Origin of the sequence: Pseudoalteromonas sp. '520P1 No. 423', from assembly GCF_001269985.1 — a bacterium.
In the GTDB taxonomy this organism is placed as follows: domain Bacteria; phylum Pseudomonadota; class Gammaproteobacteria; order Enterobacterales; family Alteromonadaceae; genus Pseudoalteromonas.
In genome coordinates this window covers 593555-608116 of sequence record NZ_BBZB01000001.1, presented here as the reverse complement: position 1 = coordinate 608116, position 14562 = coordinate 593555, and the positions used below count along the sequence as shown (strand labels likewise).

At 40.2% G+C, this 14562-nt stretch carries 7 protein-coding genes and 3 rRNA genes; 3 read left to right on the top strand and 7 right to left on the bottom strand.

All coding sequences use genetic code 11. The annotated features are described in order from the left end of the window. Positions 1-82: 82 nt before the first annotated feature. Positions 83-1903 (top strand): M1 family metallopeptidase, encoded by a 1821-nt coding sequence (locus tag PSA_RS02795; protein ID WP_371257847.1) that lies wholly within the window; start codon positions 83-85, stop codon positions 1901-1903. Positions 1904-1931: 28 nt separating this feature from the next. Here the strand turns inward: PSA_RS02795 and PSA_RS02790 are convergent, their stop codons facing one another. Continuing rightward, positions 1932-2468, bottom strand: coding sequence for a DUF2057 family protein (locus tag PSA_RS02790; protein WP_042151869.1), 537 nt, complete (start codon positions 2466-2468; stop codon positions 1932-1934). A gap of 76 nt (positions 2469-2544) precedes the next feature. Between PSA_RS02790 and PSA_RS02785 the strand changes: the two genes are divergently transcribed. Both PSA_RS02785 and PSA_RS02780 read left to right on the top strand, forming a co-directional pair. Beyond that, positions 2545-2916 carry a histidine triad nucleotide-binding protein gene (locus PSA_RS02785; protein WP_042151866.1) on the top strand — a complete coding sequence of 124 codons (372 nt, stop codon included), beginning with the start codon at positions 2545-2547 and terminating at the stop codon, positions 2914-2916. A 156-nt stretch (positions 2917-3072) separates the two neighbouring features. Beyond that, positions 3073-3729 carry a response regulator transcription factor gene (locus PSA_RS02780; RefSeq protein WP_042151863.1) on the top strand — a complete coding sequence of 219 codons (657 nt, stop codon included), beginning with the start codon at positions 3073-3075 and terminating at the stop codon, positions 3727-3729. Positions 3730-4619: 890 nt separating this feature from the next. Here PSA_RS02780 and PSA_RS24275 read toward each other — a convergent pair. From PSA_RS24275 to rhlB, 6 genes are all read right to left on the bottom strand, one after another. Further along, positions 4620-5586 (bottom strand): IS630 family transposase gene (locus PSA_RS24275; RefSeq protein WP_127924266.1). Its coding sequence is split into 2 segments (ribosomal slippage): positions 4620-5192 and positions 5194-5586, totalling 966 coding nucleotides; the frame shifts between segments, so codons are not numbered across the junction. Between the two features lie 485 nt (positions 5587-6071). Next, a 5S ribosomal RNA gene (gene rrf / locus PSA_RS02765) occupies positions 6072-6186 on the bottom strand. Between the two features lie 213 nt (positions 6187-6399). After that, positions 6400-9288 (bottom strand): 23S ribosomal RNA (locus PSA_RS02760). 340 nt (positions 9289-9628) lie between these two features. Further along, a 16S ribosomal RNA gene (locus PSA_RS02755) occupies positions 9629-11171 on the bottom strand. Together the 16S, 23S and 5S rRNA genes form the textbook arrangement of a ribosomal RNA operon. A gap of 558 nt (positions 11172-11729) precedes the next feature. Then, the gene (gppA, locus tag PSA_RS02750) at positions 11730-13235 is read right to left on the bottom strand and encodes a guanosine-5'-triphosphate,3'-diphosphate diphosphatase (protein WP_042152758.1); all 1506 of its coding nucleotides are present in this window, start codon (positions 13233-13235) and stop codon (positions 11730-11732) included. A 39-nt stretch (positions 13236-13274) separates the two neighbouring features. Beyond that, positions 13275-14537, bottom strand: coding sequence for an ATP-dependent RNA helicase RhlB (rhlB, locus tag PSA_RS02745; protein ID WP_042152762.1), 1263 nt, complete (start codon positions 14535-14537; stop codon positions 13275-13277). Positions 14538-14562: the final 25 nt, after the last annotated feature.

Genomic DNA, 14562 nt, shown 5'->3' with positions numbered 1-14562 from the left:
ATGGTATATAAGAGATTAAATACATAACATAAACATTTTCGTTCAAGGGTTATACATGAAAATTAATAGCATTGCTTATGCTATGGCACTCTCTAGTGCTTTATCACTAAGCTCAACAGCCATCGCAGCTCAAGATCAACATAGTTACGCCAATGTAGAACAAGTTGTCACAACTCATGTTCATTTAGATCTGGATATAAACTTTTATAAAAAGGAGCTTGAAGGCTTTGTTGAACATACACTTAGTTGGCAGGATAAAAATAGCAAACAACTAATTTTAGATACTCGAGATCTTGAAATAGATAAAATCATGTACAAAGCTCAAAATGGTGCATGGCATAAAGCCAATTATAAATTAGCTCAAAGAGATGATGTTAAAGGCTCAAAGCTAACTATAAACTTAAATAGCCAAGCAGAAATCGTTAGGATTTATTATAACAGTTTACCTATTGCATCAGGCCTGCAATGGTTAACACCTGTTCAAACAGCAAGTAAAACGCAACCTTTTATGTATAGCCAGTCTCAAGCTATTCATGCGCGTAGCTGGATCCCGATTCAAGATACTCCTGCAATGAGAGTCACTTACTCAGCTCGTATCCAAACACCTGAAGATATTCGTGCCGTTATGAGTGCAGACAATTCAGATGTAAAAATTAAAGATGGTGATTACCGCTTTACTATGCCACAAGCTATCTCTCCTTACTTAATTGCAATTGGTGCTGGTAACTTAGAATATAAAGAAATGTCACATCAAACTGCCATTTATGCTGAGCCCGGTATCTTAGATGCGTCTATTGCTGAATTTAATGATACCCAGGCTATGATAGACAAAACCAACCTTATGTATGGAAAATATGCTTGGGGACGTTACGATTTATTAATGCTGCCACCTAGCTTTCCTTTTGGTGGCATGGAAAACCCTCGATTATCTTTCATTACACCAACGGTTGTCGCTGGTGATAAAAGTTTAGTATCTTTAATTGCACACGAACTTGCACATTCATGGTCTGGTAACTTAGTTACCAATGCAACATGGGAAGATTTATGGCTAAATGAAGGTTTTACTTCTTATGTTGAAAATCGCATTATGGAAGAAGTTTTCGGAAAAGATCGTGCAGTAATGGAGCAGTCATTAGAAGTTGCGCGCTTAAAAGGGCAATTAGAAACGATTGATGCGTCAGATACAATTTTAAACTTAAAGCTAAATGGTCGTGATCCTGATGATGCATTTTCAAGTGTACCTTACATTAAAGGCCAGCTATTTTTACTTTACCTAGAAGAAAAGTTTGGTCGTGAAAGATTTGATATTTTTGTTAAAAAATACTTTGACGATTATTCATTTAAATCTCTAAATACTGCTGAGTTTGTTACTTACTTAAATAAAAACTTAATTAATAAATTCCCTGGTATCGTATCTTCAGACAAAGTTAATGAATGGATTTATCAGCCTGGCTTACCGGCAGATGCGCCAAATCCAACTTCTGATGTATTTAAAGTAGTAGATGCAGACCTAAAATCTTGGTTAAAAGGCTCAACTACACTAGATACATTAGCAACTGATAAATGGACAGTTCATGAATGGCTTCATTTTATCAATAATTTACCTCGTGAAATTTCAATTGATAACATGAAAAAAATTGACGCCGCATTTAACTTAACGCAAACAACAAATGCAGAAATCGCTTTTGCATGGTTTATGTTAGCTGTTGGCAATGGATACCAAGAAGTATACCCAGCTTTAGATAAGCACTTAACGGGAATAGGTCGTAGAAAGCTAATTGTGCCACTATATAAAACATTAGTGAAACATAATAAAAGAGACTGGGCTAACAAAGTGTACCTAAATGCACGTCCTGGCTATCACCCATTAGCACAAGGAACGATAGACGCCTTATTTAAATAAAGTATTTATCGAACATTAAAACGAGGGTCTAATGACCCTTGTTTTTTAGTGTATTCAAAAAACTTTCCTTTTCCTGTTCATTTGCTTGTTGCCACCAGAAGTTAAGCATTTCTAATGTTTTAGGTGATGGCATTCCTTTCGCCAGCTGAACTACTCCTACCTTCTGGGCAGGCTCTGAGCTTTTAGCTACTGAAACTAATTCTCCTGTTGAAATTGCTTTTAATGCCACGCTTGGTGATTTGGCAAATACTTGCGCTTCTACTTCATCTTCTGGTTTATTAAAAATCACCTGGTAATTAACATTCTCAGATATCTGAATCTCTATCCAAAAAGGCTTTGATTCAACAACTTCATGGTCATCATAGTCAAGTTCAAATAAATCAGAATATTTGATTTTTAATTTATGAGTCCCTTTCTTTAGTGTTATTTCATCAACTTTAGAAAATAATGAATGTTCTATTTTTTCTGCACCTACCTGCAACGGAATTAACTCAGCAGGAAATTTTATCTGCGTAGCATAAGTTAAAGATGAAATAAAAGGTAAGCATAAAAGAAAGTATCGCATAATTAGTTCAATCCATTAATAGACAAGTAAATGTAAAGTGACATAATTAAGCCACAAAATTATAAGGAATAAAACCATGGCACAAGACACTTTGTTCACTAAAATTATAAACAGAGAAATCCCTGCTGATATTGTTTATGAAGACGAGTTAACTTTAGCTTTTAAAGACATCAATCCTCAAGCGCCATTTCATGTATTAATTATCCCAAAAAAAGCAATAGAAACGATCAATGATATTAAAACTGAGGATGCTAGTTTAATTGGCCAACTATATCTAGTCGCTGCTAAATTAGCTAAGCAGGAAGGTTTTTCAGACTCTGGATATCGCGTCGTAATGAATTGTAATGAAGATGGTGGTCAAACGGTATATCACATCCACCTTCATATGCTTGCAGGTAAAGAAATGGGCTGGCCGCCATATACAAATAATAAAAAAGTATTAATTTAAAAATAAATTAAAATAAAAGCAGCAAAAGAAACCCTAAAGTATTAGTTGAAACAAAAAACTAATACTAAGGGTGTTATTTCTATGTTAAAGTTAGCCCTAATTTGAAATTTAGATACCTATTTGAAGACAACGAACAAATAGGTAAGGGTAATTAACATGAAAAGTACTGCTTTTATTCTACAAGAACCTAATCCAATTAATGATATAAGCTTAGATGTACTAGCGCCTTTATTAAAAACCCAAGGATTGGAAGTTAAAAGTAGTACAGATACATCTGATATCCCTACTAATACTCGACTGTTGTTTATTGAATCAGGTGAAGAAAATGCATGGGAGAAATTGCAAGCGAAAGTAGCTGCACTTACTTTTGAATGTGATATCGTATTATTTAATATTAGCCAAAATACTGAGCTTGCAAATCGTGCACTATTAAGTGGTATCCGAGGTGTATTTTATGCCAATGATAATGCTGATGTATTAATGAAAGGTATCCGATTATTACTTGAAAACCAACTTTGGTACCGAAGAGATATTATGTGCAATGCCTTAACTCGGTTATTACACTTTAATAAGGAAACAATCGCTAAGTTTACAGATGCGCCTGTAGAACCAGTGAACTTAACAAAGCGTGAACGTGCAATCATAACCTTGATGAGTACAGGCAGTAAAAATAAAGAGATCGCCGACAAGTTAGATATCAGCCCTCATACAGTAAAAACACACTTATATAGTGCTTTTAGAAAAACAAAATGCCGCAATAGAATCGAGCTATTATCATGGGCACAACATAACATTCCTAATGAATTAAGATAGTAATAAAATAAAAACCAGCTTTAGCTGGTTTTTTATATCTACAACTTTATATAAAACCTTTGCCATACCAATTCTATTAAGCTAATTAGCTAAGAAAATTCATCATATAGTTAAATTGGGTTTAATTCTGGTGAATACGGTAGTAATGGGCTGATTGATGGATTTTTAAATTCCAGTTTTTGGGCTTTGCAAGGCTGAAGCCTCACCTACAAAAAAGACACCACCTAAAATTTAATGTTAACCCTACATTTGAACAGAATGTTTAAATTTAATACATTTCATGTAGGTTGGGCTTTAGCCTAACGGCTTTAAATTCCAGTGTTTGGGCTTTGCAAGGCTGAAGCCTCACCTACAAAAAAGACACCATTTAAAATTGAATGCTAACCCTACATTTGAACAGAATGTTTAAATTTAATACATTTCATGTAGGTTGGGCTTTAGCCTAACTGCTTTAAATTCAAGTTTTGGGGCTTTGCAAGGCTGAAGCTCACCTACAAAAAAGACACCATTTAAAATTTAATGCTAACCCTACATTTGAACATAATAGGAGATTAAATACATTTCATGTGGGTTGGGCTTTAGCCTAACTGCTTTAAATTCCAGTGTTTGGGCTTTGCAAGGCTGAAGCCTCACCTACAAAAAAGACACCATTTAAAATTGAATGCTAACCCTACATTTGAACATAATGGAAAATCTAATACATTTCATCTAGGTTGGGCTTTAGCCTAACAGCTTTAAATTCCAGTTTTTGGGCTTTGCAAGGCTGAAGCCTCACCTACAAAAAAGACACCACCTAAAATTTAATGTTAACCCTACATTTGAACAGAATGTTTAAATTTAATACATTTCATGTAGGTTGGGCTTTAGCCTAATACCAATTTCATTAAGTATTAAGTCACTTTAATCCACTCTCTTGAACACATTTTTCGAACCCTATCAGGGTTTGAAATGAATGTGTTCCATGCTTTTGATACTTGCTCTACTATATCTTGGTATCCCGTAAATATTCTGTTTGATAGGCAATGCTGACGGATCCAACTCCAGATCTGTTCTATAGGGTTTAATTCTGGTGAGTATGGCGGTAATTTTATTAACGTGACATTGTTAAAGGGCTGAACTGTATCGAAAGTATGCCAACCAGCGCCATCCATGATCACAACAGCGTGCCTCCCATACTCAGTTGCTTTAGATATTTGCTCCATATGTAATGTCATGACTTCTTTATTAACACAGGGGGTTACTAAGGCTTCCGTCTTTCCATTGTGAGGACATACTGCACCGAATAAGTATCCATATTCAAACTGTTGTTGTTTTACGGCTCTTGGCCTAGAGCCTCGCTCAGCCCAAACTCTTGTTGTTTGATTTTGCTGGCCAAATCGTGCCTCATCTTGAAACCATATATCCATATTTTCTGGCATCACATTAAAGGGGGTGTGAAGGATCGTTGACATACTGAACTTTTTTAAAAGCTTCTTGAGCTTCTTTTGATTGCTTAGGGTGTTTGGAGCGTGTTGTGATCCAGCTTAATTCAAGGCTATGTAATAAGCGGTATACACTGCCAAGTTGATAATTAACATTAAAATTATTGCTAATATAGGTTTGAATATCAGCAGCAATTAATCGTCCACCGTCACTGGACTTTGCATGCTGTAACACAAACGTTTTAACGTCTGCTTGCTGTTTTTCTGTCAGGTTAGCTGGACGACCTGAAATAGGTTTGTTGTCTAATCCCGCTAAGCCACTGTCTAAATAACTTGATACCCATTTATTGACACTACTTCTAGCTGTACTTAGTCGACGAGCAATATTAGCGCGATTTTCACCTTCAAAAAAGAGTGACACTGCAAGTAAGCGCATACGCTTTCTCGCGTTTGATTCTTTTCTCGATAGGGTGAGAAGTTGTTTTGATTTTTCTAAATTCAAGGCTGTTTTTAATGGTTATGGAAACAGCCTATATTAGATCAGAAATTTAATTGAATTGGTATAACTGCTTTAAATTCCAGTGTTTGGGCTTTGCAAGGCTGAAGCCTCACCTACAAAAAAGACACCACCTAAAATTTGATGATAATGCCAATCACATTAAATTCATAAACCCCACAAAGCAAAAAAGCCGATACATATCTGTATCGGCTTTCTTATGATTATGAGAGTGGAGCCTGATGTATTGGCATCTTTAGACTGAATAATATTAGACTCTAAAACGCAAAAATCCCAACTCAATGAGTTAGGCTTTTTACTGAAATTATGAGGGTAAGCCTGGCGATGCCAGCTAACACAATATTTTTAAATTATAAAAAGCAAAAAAGCCGATACATTTCTGTATCGGCTTTCTTTAATTAGGAGCCTGGCGATGTCCTACTTTCACATGGGAAACCCCACACTATCATCGGCGCTGTTTCGTTTCACTTCTGAGTTCGGCATGGGATCAGGTGGGTCCAAAACGCTATTGTCACCAAGCAAAATTTGTCTGGAACAATTTTTAACGCACTTTAGTGCGCCCCGCTAGGGTAAATTACATGATGTAATTTATAAAATCATTCCTAATTCGCTTTGTTCTTGTTTTCTTTAATAAATTCGGTCTGCTGATACAGATATCATAAAAGTATTCTACTTTAGTTAACACTAACTTCTTGCTTGTTTCTATCACACACAAAACCACTTTGGCGTTGTATGGTTAAGCCTCACGGGTAATTAGTACAAGTTAGCTCAAGGCCTCACAACCCTTACACACCTTGCCTATCAACGTTGTAGTCTCCAACGGCCCTTCAGAGTGCTTATAGCACTAGTGAGAAATCATCTCGAGGCCTGCTTCGCGCTTAGATGCTTTCAGCGCTTATCAGTTCCGAACGTAGCTACCGGGCAATGCCATTGGCATGACAACCCGAACACCAGCGGTTCGTTCACTCCGGTCCTCTCGTACTAGGAGCAACCCCTCTCAATTCTCAAACGCCCACGGCAGATAGGGACCGAACTGTCTCACGACGTTCTAAACCCAGCTCGCGTACCACTTTAAATGGCGAACAGCCATACCCTTGGGACCGACTTCAGCCCCAGGATGTGATGAGCCGACATCGAGGTGCCAAACACCGCCGTCGATATGAACTCTTGGGCGGTATCAGCCTGTTATCCCCGGAGTACCTTTTATCCGTTGAGCGATGGCCCTTCCATTCAGAACCACCGGATCACTATGACCTACTTTCGTACCTGCTCGACGTGTCTGTCTCGCAGTTAAGCTTGCTTCTACCATTACACTAACCGTACGATGTCCGACCGTACTTAGCAAACCTTCGTGCTCCTCCGTTACTCTTTGGGAGGAGACCGCCCCAGTCAAACTACCCACCAGGCACTGTCCGCAATCCCGCTTAGGGACCTACGTTAGAACATCAAAACTACAAGGGTGGTATTTCAAGGACGACTCCATAACATCTAGCGACGCTACTTCAAAGTCTCCCACCTATCCTACACATGTAGGTTCAATGTTCAGTGCCAAGCTGTAGTAAAGGTTCACGGGGTCTTTCCGTCTAGCCGCGGGTACACAGCATCTTCACTGCGATTTCAATTTCACTGAGTCTCGGGTGGAGACAGCGTGGCCATGGTTACACCATTCGTGCAGGTCGGAACTTACCCGACAAGGAATTTCGCTACCTTAGGACCGTTATAGTTACGGCCGCCGTTTACCGGGGCTTCGATCAAGAGCTTCTCCGAAGATAACCCCATCAATTAACCTTCCGGCACCGGGCAGGTGTCACACCGTATACGTCATCTTTCGATTTTGCACAGTGCTGTGTTTTTAATAAACAGTCCCAGCCACCTAGTTTCTGAGACCAACTTCAGCTCCACACGTAAAGCGCTTCACCTAATGTTGGCGTACCTTCTCCCGAAGTTACGGTACAATTTTGCCTAGTTCCTTCACCCGAGTTCTCTCAAGCGCCTTAGTATTCTCTACCTGACCACCTGTGTCGGTTTGGGGTACGATTCATTATAAACTGAAGCTTAGAGGCTTTTCCTGGAAGTATGGCACCAACAACTTCATCACCGTAGTGACTCGTCTCGTGTCTCAGCCTTAATGACAACCCGGATTTACCTAAGTCATCAGCCTACGCACTTTCACATGGACAACCAACGCCATGCTTGTTTAGCCTGCTCCGTCCCCCCTTCGCATTCATAATAAGTACGGGAATATTAACCCGTTTCCCATCGACTACGCCTTTCGGCCTCGCCTTAGGAGTCGACTCACCCTACCCTGATTAACATGGGATAGGAACCCTTGGTCTTCCGGCGTGGGGGTTTTTCACCCCCATTATCGTTACTCATGTCAGCATTCGCACTTCTGATACCTCCAGCATACCTCCCGGTACACCTTCAACGGCTTACAGAACGCTCCCCTACCCCGCATACAAAGTACGCAGGCGCATCTTCGGTGGTATGTTTAGCCCCGTTACATCTTCCGCGCAGACCGACTCGACCAGTGAGCTATTACGCTTTCTTTAAAGGGTGGCTGCTTCTAAGCCAACCTCCTGGCTGTCTGGGCCTTTCCACATCGTTTCCCACTTAACATACACTTTGGGACCTTAGATGGCGCTCTGGGTTGTTTCCCTCTTCACGACGGACGTTAGCACCCGCCGTGTGTCTCCCGGATATTACTTAACGGTATTCGGAGTTTGCATGGGGTTGGTAAGTCGGGATGACCCCCTAGCCCAAACAGTGCTCTACCCCCGTCAGTATTCATCCGAGGCTCTACCTAAATAGATTTCGGGGAGAACCAGCTATCTCCCGGTTTGATTAGCCTTTCACTCCTAGCCACAAGTCATCCCCTCACTTTTCAACGTAAGTGGGTTCGGTCCTCCAGTTGATGTTACTCAACCTTCAACCTGCCCATGGCTAGATCACCGGGTTTCGGGTCTATACCCTGCAACTAGTCGCCCAGTTAAGACTCGGTTTCCCTACGGCTCCCCTATTCGGTTAACCTCGCTACAAAATATAAGTCGCTGACCCATTATACAAAAGGTACGCAGTCACAAAGCAAAGCTTTGCTCCTACTGCTTGTACGTACACGGTTTCAGGTTCTATTTCACTCCCCTCACAGGGGTTCTTTTCGCCTTTCCCTCACGGTACTGGTTCACTATCGGTCAGTTGGGAGTATTTAGCCTTGGAGGATGGTCCCCCCATATTCAGTCAGGATATCACGTGTCCCGACCTACTCGATTTCACTTTATATAAGCTTTCGTATACAGGACTATCACCTTGTATCGTTGCACTTTCCAGAGCATTCTACTAACTACAATAAAGCTTAAGGGCTGTTTCGATTTCGCTCGCCGCTACTTTCGAAATCTCGGTTGATTTCTGTTCCTACGGGTACTTAGATGTTTCAGTTCTCCGCGTTCGCCTCGTTAACCTATGTATTCAGTTAACGATACCTATAAATAGGTGGGTTTCCCCATTCGGAAATCTAAGTCTCAAGTGCTTTTTACTAGCTCGACTTAGCTTATCGCAAGTTAATACGTCCTTCATCGCCTCCAACTGCCAAGGCATCCACCGTGTACGCTTATTCACTTAACCATACAACCCAAAATAGTTTTACAACTACAATGCGCTGTATTATTTCGTGACAGTTAACTTCGCCAGAAGTTAATGTTTTGAATACTAAAGTAGATGCCAATCATTAATTACTTATAAATAAGTAAACAATAAATTGGCATGAATGCATCACCATATAACATGGCTATCATTCGTTTCTTTTACTTTTTGAAAACTCTTAATAAATGTTTAATAAACATTTATTAGAATTTTTATATCAGCTTTCCAAATTTTTAAAGAGCACATAAACAAATCATTCCGAAGAACAAAGTGTTTAATAATCATCTGTGTGGACACTGGCATGCAAACCAGTTCTTTCGTATAAGGAGGTGATCCAGCCCCAGGTTCCCCTAGGGCTACCTTGTTACGACTTCACCCCAGTCATGAATCACTCCGTGGTGACCGTCCTCTGCAAGCAGTTAGACTAGCCACTTCTGGAGCAACCCACTCCCATGGTGTGACGGGCGGTGTGTACAAGGCCCGGGAACGTATTCACCGCGGCATTCTGATCCGCGATTACTAGCGATTCCGACTTCATGGAGTCGAGTTGCAGACTCCAATCCGGACTACGACAGGCTTTAAGTGATTCGCTTACCCTCGCGAGCTCGCAGCACTCTGTACCTGCCATTGTAGCACGTGTGTAGCCCTACACGTAAGGGCCATGATGACTTGACGTCGTCCCCACCTTCCTCCGGTTTATCACCGGCAGTCTCCCTAGAGTTCTCAGCATTACCTGCTAGCAACTAAGGATAGGGGTTGCGCTCGTTGCGGGACTTAACCCAACATCTCACAACACGAGCTGACGACAGCCATGCAGCACCTGTCTCAGAGTTCCCGAAGGCACAAGTCTATCTCTAGTCTCTTCTCTGGATGTCAAGTGTAGGTAAGGTTCTTCGCGTTGCATCGAATTAAACCACATGCTCCACCGCTTGTGCGGGCCCCCGTCAATTCATTTGAGTTTTAACCTTGCGGCCGTACTCCCCAGGCGGTCTACTTAATGCGTTAGCTTTGGAAAAGTCATCCGAAGATTCCAGCTCCTAGTAGACATCGTTTACGGCGTGGACTACCGGGGTATCTAATCCCGTTTGCTCCCCACGCTTTCGTACATGAGCGTCAGTATTGACCCAGGTGGCTGCCTTCGCCATCGGTATTCCTTCAGATCTCTACGCATTTCACCGCTACACCTGAAATTCTACCACCCTCTATCATACTCTAGTCTGCCAGTTCGAAATGCAGTTCCCAGGTTGAGCCCGGGGCTTTCACATCTCGCTTAACAAACCGCCTGCGTACGCTTTACGCCCAGTAATTCCGATTAACGCTTGCACCCCTCGTATTACCGCGGCTGCTGGCACGAAGTTAGCCGGTGCTTCTTCTGCGAGTAACGTCACAGCTATAGTCTATTAAACTATAACCTTTCCTCCTCGCTGAAAGTGCTTTACAACCCTAGGGCCTTCTTCACACACGCGGCATGGCTGCATCAGGCTTGCGCCCATTGTGCAATATTCCCCACTGCTGCCTCCCGTAGGAGTCTGGACCGTGTCTCAGTTCCAGTGTGGCTGATCATCCTCTCAAACCAGCTAGGGATCGTTGCCTTGGTGAGCCTTTACCTCAACCAACTAGCTAATCCCACTTGGGCTAATCTTTAGGCGTGAGGCCCGAAGGTCCCCCACTTTGGTCCGTAGACATCATGCGGTATTAGCAGTCGTTTCCAACTGTTGTCCCCCACCTAAAGGCATATTCCCAAGCATTACTCACCCGTCCGCCGCTCGTCAGCAGATAGCAAGCTATCTCTGTTACCGCTCGACTTGCATGTGTTAGGCCTGCCGCCAGCGTTCAATCTGAGCCATGATCAAACTCTTCAATTAAAAAGTTTTTTGTCTTTGTCTATAAAATAGATGAGACAGCTCAATGAATTCTGTTTTTGATATTAAATTTAACAAAGTTAAACTTAACGTCGCATATGACTGTGTAGTCACTCGCTCTTTCCTAAAAGGATTAAGTGAACAGATTTTAATGAGACTCTAATTTTGTGTCACTTCGAAAAGTGACTTTAGAACTCAATCTGCAAGAGTGCCCACACAGATGATTACTTATTGTTAAAGAACGTTGCTTTGAAGGTGTGCTTCGAAGCGGAGGTGCATAATACACCTTAAAATTTTTGAGTCAATACTTAATTTTAATGTTCTTTAGAAGAAGTTTAAATTCAAGTTTTAATTTGACTGACCAACCTAGTCGATCTCGCTACATCCCTTTAGTCTCTTACCTTAAAGAATGTTGCTTGCCGTCTGTGTCGGTGGAGGCGCAGTATAGGCATTTTTAAATTCTGCGCAAGTGTTTTTTTGATAAAAATCAATATAAAATCAATTTAGCTCACTTATTGATCTTAATGGCTATTTATCAATCTAAATATGGAGCTGTAAGCTCTATATTGTATTGATCACCAGTTTCAATCCGACTTTCTTTTGATAATGTACTTCTTGATCTAGCTCAGTTCTCATCAATGGATGTTGATCTAACCATGCTTTTGGAAAAGTTATGTTTAAATCATTAGCTTCTGATTTAAGTTTAATCAAAGGCAAAACATCATTTTTACGCCTCATGGCTAAAATGACAGATAATCTTAATATTCGGACTAATTTTTCGGCTTCAACTTTATTTACACCTAAATATAAAAACTGTTCATTATCTATATCAGCTCTATGCTCAGATACCAAAGCAACAAGTAATTTATGTTGAGTTTGATTAAAGCCAGGCATAAGGGTGTTTTTCAAAATATAGGCTGTGTGCTTTTCATATCTCTTATATTCAATCAGTAGACCGACTTCATGTAATAGAGATGCAGCATTAAGCATAGCTATAGTAGTATCTACTTCATCAAACCACTGGTTTGCTAGTTGCTGTGCGAAAGAAATAGCGAGATCAGCAACTCGTCGTCCTTGATTCTGATCAACATGATATCTTTCTATGAAGCTATCGATTGTTCGCTTACGAATATCATGATTTTGTAATTCTTTGACCATGCTATACAAAACACCTTCGCGCAATGCACCGCCAGCCAGACCCATAACCTCTATTTCCAGAGATTCAAATAATGCTATCAGAATAGATAGGCCCGATACAAAAACCAATCTACGATCTTCAACTAAGCCCGGTAATGCTAACTGATCTATTGTTTTATATAGAACAGCCTGTTTCTTTATACTATTAAGCTTATCTAATGTTAAATTTTCATCTAAGCCTTGAGCCAGCATAATTTCTTGAATTGCCTGAACAGTCCCAGATGCACCAGATGCACTTTTCCAACCAACTTTTATGTATGTCTCTTTTATGGGTGAAATCATTTTATGAGCAGCTTTAGTCGCTGAATCAAAATTTTCTAATGTTAACTTACCATCTTTAAAATACTTTTCTAGATAAGTTACACAACCCATATTTAAACTTTTATAATTTAGCGGTTCAAATGCATCACCGATAATAACTTCTGTACTTGCACCACCAATATCAACAACAAGTTGCTTGCCACAAAACGCAGAAGTATGCGCCACACCCTTATAAATCGTTTTAGCTTCAAGCTCTCCACTTATCACTTCTAGCTTATGATCTAAGATTGCTTGTGCTTTATCAATAAATTGCTTTGCATTCACAGCTAAACGCAAGGTTGCTGTTGCAACGATGCGAATATTTTCAGCTGGTATATCCTGTAGCCTTTCAGCAAATAAATATAAACACTCCCAGCCTCTTTGCATTGCTTCTAGGCTAAGTGTATTACTTTTATTTAGACCTGCTGCTAAACGTACTTTACGCTTGACCCTACCGATTGTTTGCAAATCTCCTGCAACTGATTTTGCTATTAGCATATGAAAGCTATTAGAACCTAAATCAATTACAGCATAAATATTTTGATGCTGATGTAAAGCAGCTGCAGCCATTGTTACCTCTGAATCCTTGTGACTTTTGACTTCTATTTTTTATCTTGGGCGATGATGATTTGGCTTACGTCCACCAGAACGATTTCTGTTTTGACCTGGGTGACTTCTACGCTTTTGTAACACAGGGACAGTTAAATCATCAAGCAATGCTTCTCTATCATAATGAGATAATGGAATTGCGTGCTCAATATATTCTTCTACCGCTTGTAAATTATAGGCGTATTTCTCACAAGCAAAGCTAATCGCGTGACCTGACGCGCCAGCACGACCCGTTCTACCAATTCGATGTACGTAATCTTCACAATCATCTGGTAAGTCAAAATTGAAAACATGGCTTACTTCTGAAATATGCAATCCACGAGCAGCAACATCCGTTGCAACTAAAATATCAATATTACCTTTGGTAAATTGGTCTAGAATAGACAATCGCTTTTTCTGGGCTACATCACCAGTTAATAAACCTACTCTATGCTTATCAGCATTTAACCAAGCATGAATTGTTTCACAGCTATGTTTTGTATTAGCAAAAACAATTGCTTTATCTGGCCATTCATCTTCTAGTAAAGTTAAAAGCAAAGGCATTTTATCTTCTTGTGAAGGCTGAAATAACTCTTCTTTGATTCTTTTACCCGTTTTCTGAGTCGGATCAACTTGTACATGAACAGGATCGGTCATATGTTCAAACGCTAATTCTTGAACTTTATATGATAATGTCGCTGAAAACAGTAAATTTAAACGATTAGCAGCTTCAGGCATACGTCTGAATATATAACGTATATCTTTTATAAAGCCTAAATCGAACATACGATCAGCTTCATCTAATACAACAACTTCAATATCATTTAAGCTATAAAAGCCTTGTTTATATAAATCAATCAATCGGCCAGTTGTGCCAATTAAAATATCAACACCACTTTCTAATTGTGCCCGTTGTTTTTCATAATCTTCGCCACCATATACTAAACCTAAGTTAAGATTACAGTGAGGTGCGAGTATTTTTGCATCTTTATGGATCTGAACAGCTAACTCCCGAGTAGGAGCCATGATCAGGGCTCTTGGGTGTTTGCTCGGTCCTTTGGTATTTTTTAACAGGTGGTGACACGTCGCAGTTAAAAATGCGAGTGTTTTACCAGTACCTGTTTGTGCTTGCCCTGCAATGTCACGCTTTTGAGCGACATAAGGAAGGCATTCAGCTTGAATGGGAGTACAATATTCAAACCCATTAGCGCTTAAACCGGTTACTACTTCCGGTGCAATATCAAAGTCCGCAAACTTTTTTTCAGTCAAATGTGTATTATTCATAGCGATAAAGCATAACGCTTAAGCT

Excerpts from the sequence above, each read along its gene's own strand:
- PSA_RS02780 (WP_042151863.1), top strand. The coding sequence starts at position 3,073 with ATGAAAAGTACTGCTTTTATTCTACAAGAACCTAATCCAATTAATGAT.
- gppA (WP_042152758.1), bottom strand. The coding sequence starts at position 13,235 with ATGGCTGCAGCTGCTTTACATCAGCATCAAAATATTTATGCTGTAATT.
- PSA_RS02795 (WP_371257847.1), top strand. The coding sequence starts at position 83 with ATGGCACTCTCTAGTGCTTTATCACTAAGCTCAACAGCCATCGCAGCT.
- PSA_RS02785 (WP_042151866.1), top strand. The coding sequence starts at position 2,545 with ATGGCACAAGACACTTTGTTCACTAAAATTATAAACAGAGAAATCCCT.
- rhlB (WP_042152762.1), bottom strand. The coding sequence starts at position 14,537 with ATGAATAATACACATTTGACTGAAAAAAAGTTTGCGGACTTTGATATT.
- PSA_RS02790 (WP_042151869.1), bottom strand. The coding sequence starts at position 2,468 with ATGCGATACTTTCTTTTATGCTTACCTTTTATTTCATCTTTAACTTAT.